The organism is Streptomyces sp. NPDC015130 (assembly GCF_043080005.1).
GTDB lineage: Bacteria > Actinomycetota > Actinomycetes > Streptomycetales > Streptomycetaceae > Streptomyces.
Map to the genome: position 1 here is coordinate 276,637 of NZ_JBIBVC010000005.1, position 16,184 is coordinate 292,820.

A 16,184-nucleotide genomic window follows, 5' to 3' on the forward strand; every position below is an offset into this window, starting at 1 on the left:
CGCACGCCTCCCCCAGGATTCCCCTCTCACGCTACGAGCCCCCGCGCGGCACCGGAAATGCCGATTGCGCTGCGGTTATGCTCCGAAGACATGAGCATCGAGCTACGCCACCTCCGCTGCTTCCTCGCCATCGCCGAGGAACCCAGCCTGACCAGGGCGGCCGCCCGGCTCCACCTCACCCAGCCCGCCGTCTCCCGCACGCTCGCCGCACTGGAGACCCACCTCGGCGCCCGGCTCGTCGACCGCTCGACCCACCACCTCGCCCTCACCGCCGAGGGCCGCGCCTTCCGGGACAGGGCCGCCGCCGCGCTCGCCGCCTTCGACGCCGCCGTCGACCCGGCCCGGCTCCGGAACCGCCCCCTGCGCCTCGGGCACGCCTGGTCGGCCTTCGGCCCGTACACGACGCCCCTGCTCCGGCGCTGGCAGCGCCTGTACCCCGAGACCCCGCTCGAACTCCTCCGCATCGACGACCGCACGGCGGGGCTCGCCCGCGGCGAGGTGGACGCGGCGCTGCTCAGGGGCCCGGTCGACGCCCCCGGCCTCGTCACCGAGGAGCTCGCCACGGAGGAGCGGGTCGTCGCACTCCCCGCCGACAGCCCGCTCGCCGACCGGCCGGGCCTCGCCCTCGGGGACCTGACGTCCGAAACGATCGTCCTCAACACCGTCTCCGGCACGACCACGCTCGGGCTCTGGCCGCCCGGAGCCCGCCCGGCGGCCACGCTGACCGTCGCCAACACCGACGACTGGCTCACCGCGATCGCCGCGGGCCGGGGCGCCGGCGTCTCCTCCGCCTCCACCGCCGCGCTCCACCCGCACCCGGGCGTCGCCTACCGCCCGCTGTCCGACGCGCCGCCGCTGCCGGTGGTCCTGGCCTGGCGGGACGCCTTCCCGCACCCGGCGACGGAGGCGCTGGTCGCGATGGCCCGGGAGATCGTCACCGAGGCGGCCCCGCCCACTCCTCGCGGAGAATCCCGTACGTGATCGAGTCCCGCCAGGCACCCCTGACATGGACGTGCCCCCGGATCCGCCCCTCCTCCACGAAACCGGCGGCGAGCAGCGTCCGCGCCGAGGCGGTGTTGAGGGGAGCCCGCGCGGCCCACACCCGGTGCAGGCCGAGCTCCCCGAAGGCCAGCGCGAGCAGCAGCCCGACGGTCTCGCGCCCGTAGCCGACCCCCCACGACCCGGGCCGCAGCGCGAACCCCACGGTCGCCGCGCGCTGCTGGTGCGGATCGGTCGCGAGCCGCCCGAACCCGACGAGCAGCCCCGTGGCCCGCTCGACGACCCCGAGCGCGTACTCCTCCCGGGGATCGGCCCGAGCGGACACCGTCGACCGCTCGACGATCCCCCGGACCTCGTCGAGCGAGCGCGGCGGAAAACTGAGGTGCTCGGTCGCGGCCTCGGAGCCGTAGATGCCGTGCACGGCCGGTACGTCACCGGCCTCCAGCTCACGCAGGACGAGCCGGGGACCGGGGGAAGGGAGCCGCTCCATCCTTCGAGCGTATCCGGACTCCCCGACGGAAGAACCGAGTTGTACGGACACGGCCGTCGTGGCCCGCCGAAGCCGGGTCACACCTCATCGGAGTTGAGTGCCTGATCCCGCCCATGTGAGTACGCGTGCTCACGCGCGGGGGCACCGCCCGGCGCGGAGGGGCAGGCCGTCGAGGCGGCGCCGGTCGAACCCACGACGGGACCGGAATGGGAACTGAACGCGCGTGACTGGTGCGCGAGCAACCTTCACGAGCAGCGCATCGCCGAGGCTCTCCGGGATCTGACGGATCCCACCCCCGCGAAGGTCAGGACGATCCTGAACGACCTCGGCTACGCCGACGAGCGCATCCACGACCTGCGGCAGTCCGGCGCGACCACGCGGTTCTTCCTCGACCTGCGGGAGAAGGGCGGCCAACTCTGCCTGGACGGTTCGGCGGCCGGCGACGGGACCGTCGTCGACAAGTGCGTGGCCCCCGCGACCGGCCCGTTCACACCCCGGGACCGGAAGGGGTGACCGCCGGTCCGTGACCGCCCGCGTCGGAGCACACCGGAATCTCGCGGTGCCGGGTCACCCCCGGCACCCGAGGAGCCCGAGGTCAGCGGTATTCGCAGAGGTACGCGGTGGCCACCGCGACCTTCAGCTGGAACGTGCTGTCGCCCGGGACCTCGAAGCGCGTGCCCGCCTCGAAGGTCTCCCAGCCGTCGGCGTCCGGCAGCTTCACCGTCAGGGCGCCGCTGACCACGTGCATGGTCTCCGGAGCGCCCGTGCCGAACTCGTACTCACCGGGAGCCATGACGCCGACGGTCGCCGGGCCCTGCTCCTGCTCGAAGGCGATCGACTTGACCGTGCCGTCGAAGTATTCGTTGACCTTGAACATGACCGTCCTCCGGGGGAACTCGTCGCGCCGCTACTGGCGAGGCGAGTGTACGAGTCACCTTTCGCGGCCCTCCTCCAAGCCCTCCGCCAGCAGCTCCGCCAGGTGTCGGGCCCGGCCGTCCGCGAGGTCGGCGATCTGGGTCCTGCACGAGAAGCCGTCCGCCAGGATCTCCGTGCCCTCCGGGGCCGCGCGGAGGGCCGGGAGGAGCTGGTCCTCGGCGCAGGCCGCCGAGACCTCGTAGTGGCCCGGTTCGAAGCCGAAGTTGCCCGCCAGGCCGCAGCAGCCGCCCGACAGCTCGCCCGTCAGGCCCGCGCGGGCGCGGAGGCGGCGGTCCGGCGCGTCGCCCAGGACCGCGTGCTGGTGGCAGTGGGTCTGGCCGGTGACCGGGCGGTCGAGGCGCGGCGGGGTCCAGTCGGGGGCCAGGGTCTCCAGGGCCTCGGCGAAGGTCAGGACCCGCGACGCCAGGGCCGCCGCCCGGGGGTCGTCCGGCAGCAGCTCGGGCAGGTCGGTGCGGAGGGCCGCCGCGCAGGAGGGTTCGAGGACGACCACCGGCCGCCCGGGGGCCGGGACGCCCGCAGCCGGTCCCGCCGGGCCCCCGGCTCCGTCGGCGGCCCGCGTGCCCTCCAGCACGTCCAGCGTCCTCCGCATCACCTTCCGCGCCGCGCCCAGTCGGCCCGTCGACACGTACGTCAGGCCGCAGCAGACCCGGCCCGGGGGCAGCATCACGCCGAGGCCCGCGTCCTCCAGGACGCGTACCGCCGCGCGGCCCACCTCCGGGGCCAGGTGGTTCGTGAAGGTGTCCGGCCACAGGGTGAGGGCCGGCGGGCGGCGGGAGGCGCGCTCGCCGAACCAGGACACGAACGTCCGGTCCGCCACCCTCGGCAGCGCCCGCTCGGGCGTCACCCCCGCCAGGCGGGCGGTGAACGGCAGCCGCGTCGCCGCGTTCACGCCCCGCCCGAAAAGCGCCAGCCACCGGGGCAGCCCGCCCATCGTCCAGTGCGAGCGGGGGCGGGCGAAGGGCCGTCCCGCGTAGTGGCGGTCGAGGAACTCCGCCTTGTACGCGGCCATGTCGACGCCCACCGGGCAGTCGCTGCGGCAGCCCTTGCAGGACAGGCACAGGTCGAGCGCCTCCCGGACCTCCTCGGAGCGCCAGCCGTCCGTGATCACCTCCCCGAGCGCCATCTCGTGGAGGAGACGGGCCCGCCCGCGCGTGGAGTGCTTCTCCTCCCCCGTCGCCCGGTAGGAGGGGCACATGACGGAAGGACCTGAAGTAGGACCCGCCGTGCGGCACTTGGCGACGCCCACGCAACGCGCCGCCTCCCGGCCCAGCCCCACCAGCGGCAGGCCCTCGAACCGCAGGCCCTCGTCCAGCCGCTTCGGACGGACCAGCATCCCCGGGTTCAGGCCCCCGTCCGGGTCCCACACGTCCTTCACCGCGCCGAAGAGGCCGACCAGCTCCTCCCCGTACATCCTCGGCAGCAGCTCGGCCCGCGCCTGCCCGTCGCCGTGCTCGCCGGAGAGCGAGCCGCCGTGGGCGACCACGAGGTCCGCCACCGCCTCCGAGAAGCGGCGGAAGTCCCGTACCCCCTTGCCCGTCCACAGGTCGAAGTCGATCCGGACGTGCACGCAGCCGTCCCCGAAGTGCCCGTACGGCGTCCCCCGGAGGCCGAAGTCCGCGAGGAGTGACCGGAATTCCCGCAGGTACGCGCCCAGCCGGGCCGGCGGCACCGCGCAGTCCTCCCACCCCGGCCACGCCTCCGTCCCGTCGGGCATCCGGGTCGCCGTCCCCGCCGCGTCCTCCCGGATCCGCCACAGCGCCCGCTGCCCGGCCGGGTCCGACACCACTGCCGCGTCGAGGGCCTCCGCGGCGCGGACCAGCCTCCGGGCCGCCCCCTCCCCGTCGACCTCGCAGAACAGCCACGCCCCGCCCCTCGGCAGCCCCGCCGCCCCGCCCCGCACCAGGTCGGCGGCCATGCCCTCCACCGTCAACGGCTCGTACGGGAGGAGCCCCGCCGCCGCGTCCGCCGCCGCGCTCTCGTCCGCGTACCCGAGGACGACGAGGACCGGGTCGGCCGGCAGCGGGACGAGCCGGACCGTCGCCTCCGTCACCACGCCGAGCGTGCCCTCGCTCCCGCAGAAGGAGCGGGCCACGTCCGTCCCGCGCTCCGGCAGCAGCGCGTCGAGGGCATAGCCGGAGATCCGGCGCGGCAGCCCCGCCGGATAGCCGGTCCGCAGGAGCGCGAGGTGGCGGTCGACGAGCTCCCGCAGTCCGGGCGGCGCACCCCGCCCGTCCCGGCCGAGAGTCAACCTCGCGCCCCGGTACGTCACCACGTCGAGCGAGCGCACGTTGTCCGCCGTGGTCCCCCAGGCGACCGAGTGCGCCCCGCACGCGTTGTTGCCGATCATCCCGCCGAGGGTGCAGCGGCCGTGCGTCGACGGATCGGGGCCGAAGGTCAGGCCGTACGGCCTCGCCGCCTCCCGCAGCCGGTCGAGGACGAGCCCCGGCCGGACGACCGCCGTGCGCGATTCCGGATCCAGCGAGACGATCCCGCCCATGTGCCGTGTGAGGTCGAGCACCACGCCCGTGCCCGTGGCCTGCCCGCCGATGGACGTCCCGCCGCCGCGCGCGACGACCGGCGTGGCGCCGTGGGCACGGCACACCTCCAGGGCCGCCGCCACGTCGTCCGCGTCGCGCGGCGCGACCGTACCGACCGGCACACGGCGGTAGTTGGAGGCGTCCATCGTCGTCAGGGCCCTCGCCGCGACGGAGAAGTCGACGTCTCCGGCGACGGCCGCGCGCAGCTCCGCGGCGAGCGCGGACGCATGATCCTCGTGTGTTCCCACAACGCCAGGATGTCTCAGTCCTCGTCTCATCCGGCGGACATCCCGCGACCGGGCCCTTCCCGACCCGATACTCTCCGCCTCGTGGCTGAGATCCAGATTCCCGCTGACATCAAGCCCGCCGACGGCCGTTTCGGCGCGGGCCCCTCCAAGGTGCGTACGGAGGCGCTGGACGCCCTGGCCGCGACCGGCTCCTCTCTCCTCGGCACGTCCCACCGCCAGGCCCCGGTCAAGAACCTGGTCGGCGAAGTGCGTGCCGGTGTCTCCGACCTCTTCTCGCTCCCCGAGGGCTACGAGGTGATCCTGGGCAACGGCGGCTCCACCGCCTTCTGGGACGTCGCGACCCACGGGCTCATCGAGAACAAGTCGCAGCACCTCACCTTCGGCGAGTTCTCCTCCAAGTTCGCGAAGGCCGCCAAGCTGGCTCCCTGGCTTGCCGAGCCGACCGTGATCTCCTCCGACCCGGGCACGCACCCGGAGCCGGTGGCCGAGGCGGGCATCGACGTCTACGCGTACACCCACAACGAGACCTCCACCGGTGTCGCCGCCCCGGTCAAGCGGGTCGCGGGTGCCGACGAGGGCGCGCTCGTCCTGGTCGACGCGACCTCGGGCGCGGGCGGCCTGCCCGTCGACATCACCGAGTCGGACGTCTACTACTTCGCTCCGCAGAAGTCCTTCGCCGCCGAGGGCGGCCTGTGGCTGGCGGCCTTCTCCCCGGCCGCCCTGGAGCGGGCGCAGAAGATCCACGCGTCCGGCCGGCACATCCCGGAGTTCTTCTCGCTGCCGACGGCGATCGACAACTCGCTGAAGAACCAGACGTACAACACCCCGGCGCTGTCCACCCTCTTCCTGCTCAACGAGCAGCTGAAGTGGATCAACGGACAGGGCGGTCTCGACTGGGCCGTGGCCCGGACGAAGGAGTCCTCGGACGCGCTGTACGGCTGGGCCGAGGAGTCCAAGTACGCCTCGCCGTTCGTCGCGGACGCGGCGAAGCGCTCGCAGGTCATCGGCACGATCGACTTCGCGGACGAGGTCGACGCGGCGGCGGTCGCGAAGGTGCTGCGCGCCAACGGGATCGTGGACACCGAGCCGTACCGCAAGCTGGGCCGCAACCAGCTGCGGATCGCGATGTTCCCGGCGATCGACCCGGCGGACGTGCGCGCCCTGACGGCCTGCATCGACTACGTGATCGAGAAGCTGTAACCCCCTTCTCCTCTCGCGGTACGCACGAAGGGCCCGGCGCCGGATCTCGTCCGACGCCGGGCCCTCGTGCGTCACCGGCTCAGCGCCTGGTAGCGGCGGACCGCCAGCGGCAGGAAGACCGCGGTGATCGCCAGCGGCCAGGCGAAGGCCATCAGGACCGCGTGCTGTTCGACCCAGGTGCCGCCGCCCGCGCCGGGGTTGCCGAAGAGTTCGCGGGTGGCCGTCACCGTGGACGAGATCGGGTTCCAGGCGGCGACGGGCGCGAGCCACGAGGGCATCAGGGACGGTGCCACATACACGCTGGAGATCATCGTGATCGGGAAGATCACGGCGTAGAGCGCCCCTGCGGCCTCCGTGTTCGGCACCATCAGCCCGCACCACACGCCCACCCAGATGAGGCTGAAGCGGAGCAGCAGGAGCAGCCCGAAGCCGAGGAGGGTGGGGCCCGCGCCGCCGTCCGAGGTCCAGCCGATGGCGAGGGCCGTGGCGGCGAGGATGGCGAGTTCGGCGGAGGCGATCAGGAGGTCGGACACGCCTCGGCCGGTGGCGACGGCGGACGGGGCCATCGGCATGGAGCGGAACCGGTCCACGACCCCCTTGCCGCTGTCGGAGACGACGGCGACGGCGGTGTTCATGAGGCCGAAGGCCATGGTCATCGTGAACATGCCGGGCATGAGGAACTCGCGGTAGTCGCCGTCGCCGGGCACGCGCATCGCGCTGCCGAAGACGAATCCGTAGAGCAGGACGGAGACGATCGGGAAGCCGAGCTGCCAGACGATCGCGAGGGGTGCGCGCCGGTAGTTGAGCAGGGTGCGGCGGACGAGGGTCCAGCAGTCGGCGACGGCCCAGTAGGCGCGGCCGCCGAGGCCGGTGGCGTGCTCCGCGGGGGCGTGCGGGGCGGTGGTCCGCGGGGTGGTGGCGTGCGGGGCGGTGGCGTTGCTCATGCGGCGGCCTCCTGGCCGGTGAGGCGGAGGAAGACGTCGTCGAGGGCGGGGCGGCGCAGTGCCAGGTCCTCGACGTCGATCCCCTCCTGCTGGAGGGTGCGGGCGACCTCGGTGAGGGCGGCGACCCGGTCGGCCACGGGGGCGTGGACGCGGCGTTCGGCCTCGTCGGTACCGGGGTCGGTGCCCGCGACCCGGGCGAGGACCGCGCGGGCGGCGGGGAGGTCGGCGGGTTCGGCGACGACGACCTCGACGCGGTCGCCGCCGACCCGGTCCTTGAGGCCGTCGGGGGTGTCGTCGGCGATGGCCCGGCCCCGGTCCATCACGGTGATGCGGGAGGCGAGCCGGTCGGCCTCGTCGAGGTACTGGGTGGTGAGCAGGACGGTCGTGCCGCCCGCGACGAGGGTGCGGACCGCGTCCCAGACCTCGCCGCGGGCGCGCGGGTCGAGGCCGGTGGTCGGCTCGTCGAGGTAGAGGACGGCGGGGGCGAGGACCATCGAGGCGGCGAGGTCGAGGCGGCGGCGCATGCCTCCGCTGTACTGGCCGGCGCCCTTGTCGGCGGCCTCGGTGAGGCCGAAGCGGTCGAGGAGTTCGGCGGCGCGGGTGCGGGCGCGGCGGGCGCCGAGGTGGAAGAGGCGGCCGAAGAGTTCGAGGTTCTGGCGCCCGGTGAGGCCTTCGTCGACGGCGGCGTACTGGCCGACGAGGCCGATGCGGGTGCGGGCGGCGCGGGGGTCGCGGACCACGTCGACGCCGGCCACCCGGGCGTGGCCGCCGTCCGGCCTGAGGAGGGTCGCGAGGATGCGGACGGCGGTGGTCTTGCCCGCGCCGTTGGGGCCGAGGAGGCCGTGGACGGTTCCGGGGCGGACGGCGAGGTCGAAGCCGTCGAGGGCGTGGGTGGCGTCGCTCTTCCTTCCGTAGCGCTTGCGCAGTCCTTCGGCGAGGACCGCGTACCCGATGTCTTCTGTCATGGAGCCCCTCCAGTTCTGAGTACACCGTACCCAAATGAGAGTACACCGTACTCAGTTTTAGAGTGGCGGCATGACGACGAGCAGCCTCGACCTCCTCTGGGGCACCGGCGACCGCCCCAGCCGCGGCCCCAAGCCGGGCCTCACCCTCGACCGGATCGTCACCACGGCGGTCGGCATCGCCGACGGGGAGGGGCTCGACGCCGTCTCGATGCGGAGGGTGGCGAGCGAGCTCGGCGTCGGCACGATGTCGCTCTACCGGTACGTCCCCGGCAAGACCGAACTCCTCGACCTGATGCTCGACCGCGTCCAGGGCGAGTCCTTCGACGACCCCCCGGCGGACCCCGCCCGGGCCCACTGGCGCGAGACCGTCACGGAGCTGGCGCAGACCACCCTCGGCCTCTACCGGGCGCACCCCTGGCTGCTGAAGGTCAACGAGGCCCGCTCCGTCCTCGGCCCGAGCGCGCTGCGCGGACTGGAGCACTGCCTCACGGGGCTCAAGGGGCCGCACGGCATGGGCCTGAGCGACCCCGAGACCATCTCGGTCATCATCACGGTGCAGAGCTTCGCCGCCGGGATCGCCCGCACGGAGCTGCAGACCGTCGAGGCCGCGAAGGAGACCGGCGTCGACGACGAGGAGTTCTGGCGCACGCAACAGCCCTACCTGGAGCGCGCGATGGCCTCCGGGGACTACCCCATGATGGCCGCGCTCGCCGCCGACACCTTCTCCCGCGACACCGACCACTTCGCCTTCGGCCTCGCCCGCCTGCTCGACGGCTTCGAGGCCCTGGTCAGCCCGCCTGGGCCTTCACGTGATCGATCACCGCGGTGAACTCGTCGGTCGGCGAGAACTCCACGACGTCGACGTCCTCCAGCGCCTCGGGCGCATGGCCCGGCCCCCAGTAGTAGGCCTGACCGGCCTCGTAGACGTCCTCGCCCGAGGCCGTCCTCATCCTGATCCGGCCCTTGAAGACGTACCCCCAGTGGGGGCACTGGCAGAGGTCGCCCTCCAGGCCCTTGAGCGCCGGCCCCATGTCGGTGCCGGCGGGAAGGTGGATGAAGGCGGCGGTCATACCGCCCCCGGCCTCCTTCATGCGCAGCTCCACGCCTCCGCCCTCCAGGGCGACGGGAGTGGTCTCGCGGGTGGTTGCCGTCATGACTCCTCCACGGACGATCCGACGGTCTCCCTTCCAGTCTCGCCCTCTCGGGTCAGCCGCGCCTGAAGAGGCGCTTGCCGCCGATGACGAGTGCGGTGGCGCCCGCGAGGACGAGGAAGCCGACGGTCGCGCTGCCCTGCCCCTCCTCGCCGTCACCCGCGCCGGGTGTGCCGGCCGGGGCCTCCGACGCCCCGGGCGTCTCCGACGCGTCCGGCGTCTCCGTGGCCGGGCGGTCGGCCTCCGCCCGCTCGACCCGGACGACCCTGCTGCTCCGCCCCTCCGAGCCGAACATGAACGCCGAGCCGTCCGGCGTGTACGTCACCGACTCGGCCTGCCCCTGGAAGGGCGCCCCGACGCCCGTGCCCTCGTCCCCTAGGCGCCCGTCCTTCCAGGCGTACTCCTTCGCGCCGAAGTAGCCGCGCAGGACGAGCCGTCCGCCGTCCGGGGAGAAGGCGCCGTCGGTCACCCACGGCACCTCGCCGACGCGCCGGAAGGTGTTCGTCCCCGACGCGGAGAGCTTCTCGGGGCCCGCGTACAGGCCGCCGCCGTCCTCGTTCTTGCTCGCGATGTACACCCGGCCGGTCTTCGGATGGACCATCAGGGCCTCGGCGTTGCGCGGCCCGTCGGCGTACTTCACGTCGTACTGCTCCGCCGCCACCTTCTGGTCCTTGAGCGTCTTCGGCTCGGGGAAGCGGTAGATCCAGACGTGGTCCCAGGAGCCGTCGAGGTTGTCGCCGATGTCGCCGACGTAGATGTCGCCGTCCGGGCCGACGGCGATGGCCTCCATGTCCCGGGGGGTGCCGACGCCCTGCATCGTCAGGGTCGCGACCGTCTCGCCCGTACGGGAGTCGATCCCGTAGATCAGGGGCGCGTCCTGGTCGTTGTGCGTCCAGTAGATCCCCGGGTGGGCCCGGCTCGCCGCGAGACCGCTGGACTCGGTGATCCGGGGGTCGGCGATCGTGAAGTCCCGGTCGGGCTCCTGCCCTTCGGCACGGGCATGACCGGCGGGGAGCAGCGCCAGGGCCACCGCCGCACCGAGGGCGCACAGAGCAGTTCGCATGGCACCAAGCCTGCCACGGCCCCGCGGAAACCTGCTTGACCTGCTCCGAAGCCCCTGCGATGGTCGCGCGCATGCCTACTCTCACCGCCCCCGACGGAACCCTGCTCGCGTACCACGCCTCCGGTTCCGGCGCCCCGCTGATCTGTCTGCCGGGCGGCCCCGTGCAGGACTCCGTCTACCTCGACGGGCTGTGCGGACTCGACGCCCGCCGCACGCTGATCCGCCTCGACCTGCGGGGCAGCGGCGCGTCCGCGGTGCCGGAGGACCCGTCCTCGTACCGCTGCGACCGGCTCGTGGAGGACGTCGAGGCGCTCCGGACCGCACTGGGCCTCGACACCGTCGACCTCCTGGGCCACTCGGCGGGCGCCAACCTGGCCGCGCTGTACACCGCCCGGTACCCGGAGCGGGTGGCCCGGCTCGTCCTGCTCACCCCGGGCACGGCGGCCGTCGGCCTCGACACGACGGGCGAGGAGCGGCTCGCGGCGGCGCGGCGGCCGTGGCGCGAGCAGGAGCCGTGGTTCGCGGAGGCGTACGCGGCGCTGGAGGAGCTCGCGGCGGGGCGCGGGTCGGCGGAGACCTTCCAGACGGTCGCCCCCTTCTTCCACGGGACGTGGGACGACGCGGCGCGCGAGCGGCATGCCGAGAGCCACCGGCAGCGGAACGGGGAGGCGGCGGGGGTCTACGGGAGCGAGGGCGCGTTCCGTCCGGAGGCGACCCGGGCGGCGCTCGCGGAGTTCGGACGGCCCGTGCTGGTCGTCGCCGGCGAGGGCGACGCGAACACCCCGGTGCCGACGGCCACCGCGTACGCGGAGCTGTTCCCGAAGGCCACGCTCGCGGTGCTGGCCGGGGGCGGACACTTCCCCTGGCACGACGACGCGGAGTGGCTCGTGAAGACCGTCGACTCCTTCCTGTCCCCGGGCGCCTGAGGAAGATCCGTGTCCCGGATCACGTCGCCGCGCCCGCGAGCGGTCCGCGATGATGTGACCATGCGTTTTCTGTTCGTCGGCGACAGCATGACCATCGGACGCGTCGGCGACTGGACCTGGCGCCACCGGATGTGGCAGCACCTGGAGGCGACGCTCCCCGGCGGGTACGAGATCGTCGGCCCCCGCACCGGGCTCTACGACCCGACGGCGCCCGACGAGCCGAACGGCGTCGAGGCCTACGCCGACCCCGCGTTCCCCGCCCCCGCCCGGCGCCATCTGGCCGGCTGGGGCGAGGGCTGGCTGCACATGGCGCCCGTGATCGGCGAGACCGTGACGGCCACGGGGGCGGACGTCCTGCTGATCTCCCTCGGCCTGATCGACCTCGGCTTCTACACGAACAGCGACCAGACCGAGGAGAACGTCCGCGCGTTCGTCGCGGCGGCCCGCGCCGCGAACCCGCACGTGCGGGCGGTGCTCCTGCCGGTCATCCCGAACGTCCGCGCCGAGTACGACGCCCCCTTCGCCGCCGAGTGCGAGCGCTTCAACGAGCTCCTCGGGAAGGCGGTCGCCGACCTGGACACCCCGGCCTCGCCGCTGCTCCTGGCGACGGTCCCGGAGTCGTACGACATCCACACGGACACCTACGACGGCACGCACCCGGGCGTGACCGGCGAACACAAACTGGCCGCCGCCTTCGCCACGGCGATGCACCAGGCCTGGGGCCTGGGCGGCCCCTACAGCTCCCTCTGAGGACGGCATGGAAGAGCAGTACACGGAAGGCCGGCGCGAACACCCCGCCGACGGCGCGGCGCTGAGCGTCGGCCACCACGACGCCGAACTCGACGCGCGCCTGGAGAGCGGCCTCGACGCGATCAACTTCCCCGCCACCGGCACCACCGCCGCCGACCAGGGCACGCTCTCGGTGAAGGCCGTCGACGAGGCCGGCGAGCTCATCGGCGGCCTGTCCGCCTGGACCTGGGGCGGACTGCTGGGCATCGAGATGCTCTGGGTCCGCGAGGACAGCCGCCGGGACGGCTGGGGCGCCAAGCTCCTCCGCGCCGCGGAGGAGGAGGCCCGGCGGCGCGGCTGCGACCGCGCCTCCGTGTCGTCGTTCACCTTCCAGGCACCGGACTTCTACCGGCGCCAGGGATACGTGGAGACGGGCCGGACGCTGGGCATCCCCGGCGGCGCCGAGGACGTCCACTTCCACAAGTCGCTGAACTGAGACGGGCCCCGGGCGCCGCGCGGCAAGGCGGCGCGGCACCCGGAGACGGGCCGCCCCCTCAGGGCGTCACCAGGCGAAGGCCTCCGGCGACGGCCCCGGGCCGGGGAAGATCTCGTCCAGGCCGGACAGGAGCTCCTCGCTCAGCTCCAGCTCCAGGGCGCGCAGCGCGCTCGTCAGCTGCTCGGGCGTGCGCGGGCCGACGATCGGGCCCGTCACCCCGGGCCGGGTGAGCAGCCAGGCGAGGGCCGTCTCGCCCGGCTCCAGGCCGTGCTTGTCGAGCAGGTCCTCGTAGGCCTGGAACTTCGCCCGGTTCGCCGGATCGGCGAGCGTGGCGGCCGCGCGGCCCTCGGTCCGGCGCTTGCCCTGCGCCTCCTTCTTCAGCACCCCGCCGAGCAGCCCGCCGTGGAGCGGCGACCACGGGATGACCCCGAGGCCGTACTCCTGAGCGGCCGGGATCACCTCCATCTCGGCGCGCCGCTCGTAGAGGTTGTAGAGGCACTGCTCGCTGACGAGCCCGACCGAGCCGCGCCGGGCGGCGGTCTCGTTGGCCTGGGCGATCTTGTAGCCGGGGAAGTTCGAGGAGCCGGCGTAGAGGACCTTGCCCTGCTGGATCAGGACGTCGACCGCCTGCCAGACCTCCTCGAAGGGGGTCGCGCGGTCGATGTGGTGGAACTGGTAGACGTCGATGTAGTCGGTGCCGAGCCGCTTGAGGCTGGCCTCGACCGCGCGGCGGATGTTGAGCGCCGAGAGCTTGTCGTGGTTGGGCCAGGCGTCGCCGTCGGCGGCCATGTTCCCGTACACCTTGGTGGCGAGGACGGTCCTGTCGCGGCGGCCGTCGCCCTTGGCGAACCAGGAGCCGATGATCGACTCCGTCCGCCCCTTGTTCTCGGCCCAGCCGTAGACGTTGGCCTTACCGAACAATCCATTTTGACGCCACGCTCTCAGGGTCCTAGCGTCGATCCCCAAGCGCCGCAGGGGATGGGGAGAGCAAATGGCAAGAGTCCTGGGAGTGGTCCGCCTGTCGAAGGTGTCGGACGAGACCACGTCGCCGGAGCGCCAGCGCCGATCAATTCAACGATGGGCCGACCAGGAAGGGCACGTCGTCGTCGGGTGGGTCGAGGACATCGACGTGTCGGGCGGTGTCGAGCCCTGGAAACGGCCCGAGTTCGGCAAGTGGCTGCCGTCCACCATCGGCAAAGAGGTCAGCTCGATCGAGCACCGGATCGCGATGGAGGAGTCCCGCGCCGCCGAGTACGACATCATCTGCGCGCTGAAGCTCGACCGCCTGTCGCGGCGCGTCCTGCACGTACACACCCTCGTGGAGTGGTGCGAGAAGCACGGCAAGGAGGTTGCCACCGTCGAGGACGGGATCAACCTGAACACGCAGATGGGCAAGCTGTTGTTCAGCCTGATCGCGTCATTCGCGGAAGGGGAGCTCGAAGCCATCAAGGCCCGGGCCAAGTCCTCGTACAACCACCTGGTGAAGGAGGGCCGCTGGCGCGGGGGCCGGATTCCCTATGGCTACCGGGCGGAGAAGCAGGACACCGGTGACGGCTGGCGGCTGGTCCCGGACGACTACGGAACGGACACCGCCGGGACACTGCGCGAGATCGTCCGTCGACTCATCGAGGGCGAGTCGGCGAACAGCATCGCCCAGTGGCTCAACGAGGACCCGACCAAGACCCCGGTGTCGCTCGACGCCCAGCTGATCAGGAACGGCAAGCCCCCGAAGGGTGGGCGGTGGACCGCCGCGAACACAGCCAAGGTGGTGCGCTCCCTGAACGTTCTCGGTCGGATGGAGGTGACGGAGGAAGTCGTCATCGACGGCAAGAAGACGAAGCGAACCCGCATCGTCCGTGACGCGGAAGGGCGTCCTCTCCAGCGGGCGGAGCCACTGATCACCCAGGAGGAGTGGGAGCTGGCGAACAAGAAGCTGGACGAGAACACCAGCAAACGCAACGGCAACAGGAAGGGCGGCTCTCCTCTTCTCAGGGTCGCGTTCTGCACCTGCGGTGAGCCCGCGTACCTCGGCCCGGGGCGGAACTGGCCGTACTACCGGTGCGCCTCGCGGACCACGCACAAGCCGTGCCCCACAGGCAGCAAGGGCATCGCGGCGCACGTCCTGGAGGGAGCGGTCGAAGAGGTCTTCCTGCGCGCGGCCGGCGATGTCGAGATCGTGCGGAAGGTCTTCCGCCCGGGTGTGGACTTCACACGGGACATCGAAGAGGTGAACCGCGCTCTGGCAGAACTCCGGGAGGACCGCGAAGCCGGTCTCTACTCCAGCGAGCTGGGCAAACAGGAGTACCGGGAGACGTACAAGCGGCTGGACGCGAGGCGGGAGCAACTCATGGCGCAGCCCACCCGCCCCGACACATGGGAAGAGATCCCGACGGGCGAAACCTACCGGGAACGCTGGGCGAAGCTTTCGACCCAGCACGAGAAGGGCAGGGAACTCCGGGCAGCCGGCATCAAGGCGGTCATCCACGCCGAGAAGATCCCGCCCATGACTGCCGTGCAGGCCATGTCTCCGGAGGGGCATGACAGCATGTGGCAGGAGGGGAAGGGCCGCGTGCAGATCCTCATCCCGATGGACTTCAAGCGCCGCGTGCGCGACCTGGCGGCGGTACACAGCGAAAGCTGACCGCCTCGCCGCCTTACGACAGGAGGGCCCCGCCCCGGGCCCTCCTTCGCTCTGTAGGATCCTGGCAGGTCGCCGCCGTCGCTCCCGACTGCACGAGACCGAGTCCAGGCGCGAAGCCTTGGGCGCCCTGTGAAGAGACTGGCCAGCCGTGGCCGGTCCACCCCTGCGAAGAAAGGGAGGCACATGTCCCGCCGTCCGGCGGGGGTCACTGGCGCACCTGTGTGTGCCTCACAGGAAGGAGCCACACTCGGTGGCTATCAGCTTCGGCCGTGACCGCCCGTGGGGCGGAGTCTCCCAGCATGAGTACCGGCGCATGGCACAGCACCCAGGACATCCCCTCGCCTACCGCGTGCACTTCGCCGCCCTCGGATGGGCCGAGCGGCGAGGGCACGCAAGCTTCGGCCCGGGCAAGCTGGCCGCGTTGCTGGGCAAGGAGGGCAAGTCCCTGTCCGACCAGAGCACCCGCAACGCGGTGGCCCGCGCTAAAGAGCTGGACCTTGTGTCACCCCGCTCCGGGGCCGCCTGCCTCGTGCTTCCGCCTCACCTGTTCCAGAAAGGCAAGGGCGCGCCGGTTCCCTGCCGACTCCATCAGGGCCGGTGAGCACACGCGGTACGTGTAGTCAGAGCACGTCTGGCGTGTACCGGCGGGGCACCTGACCTGCGGAATCGTTCACGTGCTCTCTTATCTGTTTGGCTTCAGGGGCAGTGCGGCCCCGGAAGGGGCCGACAGGAGCAAGCACGCAAGACCAAGGGGGCGCTGTCGCGCCCCGCAGCCACAGCCTTAAGGCTCTGTTCCTTGCAGCCTTCCGCCGCGGCCAGTAATGGCAGAGATGGACTCTGACCAGGTCATACGCTCCCG

At 72.6% G+C, this 16,184-nt stretch carries 16 protein-coding genes; 8 read left to right on the top strand and 8 right to left on the bottom strand.

Features of this window, described 5'->3' with window-relative positions:
• Positions 1–90 precede the first annotated feature (90 nt).
• Positions 91–981: a LysR family transcriptional regulator gene (locus ACF08F_RS12665; protein WP_392298489.1), complete on the top strand. Its 891-nt coding sequence runs from the start codon at positions 91–93 to the stop codon at positions 979–981.
• On the opposite strand, the gene ACF08F_RS12670 is transcribed toward ACF08F_RS12665, so the two are convergent.
• The 3 genes from ACF08F_RS12670 to ACF08F_RS12680 all read right to left on the bottom strand — a co-directional run bounded on the left by ACF08F_RS12670 (position 935) and on the right by ACF08F_RS12680 (position 5,240).
• Positions 935–1,489, bottom strand: coding sequence for a GNAT family N-acetyltransferase (locus ACF08F_RS12670; protein WP_392298490.1), 555 nt, complete (start codon positions 1,487–1,489; stop codon positions 935–937). The genes ACF08F_RS12665 and ACF08F_RS12670 overlap by 47 nt on opposite strands.
• 595 nt (positions 1,490–2,084) lie before the next feature.
• Positions 2,085–2,366, bottom strand: a complete 282-nt coding sequence (locus ACF08F_RS12675; protein WP_392298491.1) for a pyrimidine/purine nucleoside phosphorylase — start codon at positions 2,364–2,366, stop codon at positions 2,085–2,087.
• Positions 2,367–2,420: 54 nt separating this feature from the next.
• A complete protein-coding gene (locus ACF08F_RS12680) occupies positions 2,421–5,240 on the bottom strand; it encodes an FAD-binding and (Fe-S)-binding domain-containing protein (protein WP_392298492.1) in 2,820 nt (939 codons plus the stop codon).
• 51 nt (positions 5,241–5,291) lie between these two features.
• On the opposite strand from ACF08F_RS12680, the gene serC reads away from it, so the two are divergent.
• A complete protein-coding gene (gene serC / locus ACF08F_RS12685) occupies positions 5,292–6,410 on the top strand; it encodes a phosphoserine transaminase (protein ID WP_392298493.1) in 1,119 nt (372 codons plus the stop codon).
• Positions 6,411–6,481: 71 nt separating this feature from the next.
• Here the strand turns inward: serC and ACF08F_RS12690 are convergent, their stop codons facing one another.
• Both ACF08F_RS12690 and ACF08F_RS12695 read right to left on the bottom strand, forming a co-directional pair.
• Positions 6,482–7,354, bottom strand: a complete 873-nt coding sequence (locus ACF08F_RS12690; protein WP_392298494.1) for an ABC transporter permease — start codon at positions 7,352–7,354, stop codon at positions 6,482–6,484.
• Positions 7,351–8,319 carry an ATP-binding cassette domain-containing protein gene (locus tag ACF08F_RS12695; RefSeq protein ID WP_392298495.1) on the bottom strand — a complete coding sequence of 323 codons (969 nt, stop codon included), beginning with the start codon at positions 8,317–8,319 and terminating at the stop codon, positions 7,351–7,353. The genes ACF08F_RS12690 and ACF08F_RS12695 overlap by 4 nt, the downstream gene beginning before the upstream one ends.
• Positions 8,320–8,389: 70 nt before the next feature.
• Between ACF08F_RS12695 and ACF08F_RS12700 the strand changes: the two genes are divergently transcribed.
• Positions 8,390–9,148, top strand: coding sequence for a TetR/AcrR family transcriptional regulator (locus ACF08F_RS12700; protein ID WP_392298496.1), 759 nt, complete (start codon positions 8,390–8,392; stop codon positions 9,146–9,148).
• Here ACF08F_RS12700 and ACF08F_RS12705 read toward each other — a convergent pair.
• Together ACF08F_RS12705 and ACF08F_RS12710 are read right to left on the bottom strand one after the other, a co-directional pair.
• On the bottom strand, positions 9,108–9,473 hold the full coding sequence (locus ACF08F_RS12705) for a hypothetical protein (RefSeq protein ID WP_392298497.1): 366 nt from the start codon (positions 9,471–9,473) through the stop codon (positions 9,108–9,110). The genes ACF08F_RS12700 and ACF08F_RS12705 overlap by 41 nt on opposite strands.
• A gap of 52 nt (positions 9,474–9,525) precedes the next feature.
• Entirely contained in the window at positions 9,526–10,533 is a 1,008-nt protein-coding gene (locus ACF08F_RS12710; RefSeq protein ID WP_392298498.1) for a WD40 repeat domain-containing protein, read from the bottom strand.
• 71 nt (positions 10,534–10,604) lie between these two features.
• Here ACF08F_RS12710 and ACF08F_RS12715 point away from each other — a divergent pair, with 71 nt between their 5' ends.
• Genes ACF08F_RS12715 through ACF08F_RS12725 form a run of 3 tightly spaced genes read left to right on the top strand, consistent with a single transcriptional unit; the run spans position 10,605 to position 12,684 of the window.
• Positions 10,605–11,459 carry an alpha/beta fold hydrolase gene (locus ACF08F_RS12715; protein WP_392298499.1) on the top strand — a complete coding sequence of 285 codons (855 nt, stop codon included), beginning with the start codon at positions 10,605–10,607 and terminating at the stop codon, positions 11,457–11,459.
• Between the two features lie 60 nt (positions 11,460–11,519).
• Positions 11,520–12,209, top strand: a complete 690-nt coding sequence (locus ACF08F_RS12720; RefSeq protein WP_392298500.1) for a GDSL-type esterase/lipase family protein — start codon at positions 11,520–11,522, stop codon at positions 12,207–12,209.
• A 7-nt stretch (positions 12,210–12,216) separates the two neighbouring features.
• Positions 12,217–12,684: a GNAT family N-acetyltransferase gene (locus ACF08F_RS12725; RefSeq protein ID WP_392298501.1), complete on the top strand. Its 468-nt coding sequence runs from the start codon at positions 12,217–12,219 to the stop codon at positions 12,682–12,684.
• A 66-nt stretch (positions 12,685–12,750) separates the two neighbouring features.
• On the opposite strand, the gene ACF08F_RS12730 is transcribed toward ACF08F_RS12725, so the two are convergent.
• The gene (locus ACF08F_RS12730) at positions 12,751–13,650 is read right to left on the bottom strand and encodes an aldo/keto reductase (RefSeq protein ID WP_392298502.1); all 900 of its coding nucleotides are present in this window, start codon (positions 13,648–13,650) and stop codon (positions 12,751–12,753) included.
• A gap of 25 nt (positions 13,651–13,675) precedes the next feature.
• On the opposite strand from ACF08F_RS12730, the gene ACF08F_RS12735 reads away from it, so the two are divergent.
• Entirely contained in the window at positions 13,676–15,325 is a 1,650-nt protein-coding gene (locus ACF08F_RS12735) for a recombinase family protein (protein WP_392298503.1), read from the top strand.
• Between the two features lie 250 nt (positions 15,326–15,575).
• Positions 15,576–15,926 carry a hypothetical protein gene (locus ACF08F_RS12740; protein WP_392298504.1) on the top strand — a complete coding sequence of 117 codons (351 nt, stop codon included), beginning with the start codon at positions 15,576–15,578 and terminating at the stop codon, positions 15,924–15,926.
• The last annotated feature ends 258 nt before the right edge of the window (positions 15,927–16,184 follow it).

Coding starts and splice junctions, on each gene's coding strand:
- ACF08F_RS12725 (WP_392298501.1), top strand. CDS start 12,217: ATGGAAGAGCAGTACACGGAAGGCCGGCGCGAACACCCCGCCGACGGC.
- ACF08F_RS12710 (WP_392298498.1), bottom strand. CDS start 10,533: ATGCGAACTGCTCTGTGCGCCCTCGGTGCGGCGGTGGCCCTGGCGCTG.
- ACF08F_RS12675 (WP_392298491.1), bottom strand. CDS start 2,366: ATGTTCAAGGTCAACGAATACTTCGACGGCACGGTCAAGTCGATCGCC.
- ACF08F_RS12715 (WP_392298499.1), top strand. CDS start 10,605: ATGCCTACTCTCACCGCCCCCGACGGAACCCTGCTCGCGTACCACGCC.
- ACF08F_RS12670 (WP_392298490.1), bottom strand. CDS start 1,489: ATGGAGCGGCTCCCTTCCCCCGGTCCCCGGCTCGTCCTGCGTGAGCTG.
- ACF08F_RS12695 (WP_392298495.1), bottom strand. CDS start 8,319: ATGACAGAAGACATCGGGTACGCGGTCCTCGCCGAAGGACTGCGCAAG.
- ACF08F_RS12680 (WP_392298492.1), bottom strand. CDS start 5,240: ATGAGACGAGGACTGAGACATCCTGGCGTTGTGGGAACACACGAGGAT.
- ACF08F_RS12665 (WP_392298489.1), top strand. CDS start 91: ATGAGCATCGAGCTACGCCACCTCCGCTGCTTCCTCGCCATCGCCGAG.
- ACF08F_RS12690 (WP_392298494.1), bottom strand. CDS start 7,354: ATGAGCAACGCCACCGCCCCGCACGCCACCACCCCGCGGACCACCGCC.
- ACF08F_RS12720 (WP_392298500.1), top strand. CDS start 11,520: ATGCGTTTTCTGTTCGTCGGCGACAGCATGACCATCGGACGCGTCGGC.
- ACF08F_RS12700 (WP_392298496.1), top strand. CDS start 8,390: ATGACGACGAGCAGCCTCGACCTCCTCTGGGGCACCGGCGACCGCCCC.
- ACF08F_RS12705 (WP_392298497.1), bottom strand. CDS start 9,473: ATGACGGCAACCACCCGCGAGACCACTCCCGTCGCCCTGGAGGGCGGA.
- ACF08F_RS12735 (WP_392298503.1), top strand. CDS start 13,676: ATGGCAAGAGTCCTGGGAGTGGTCCGCCTGTCGAAGGTGTCGGACGAG.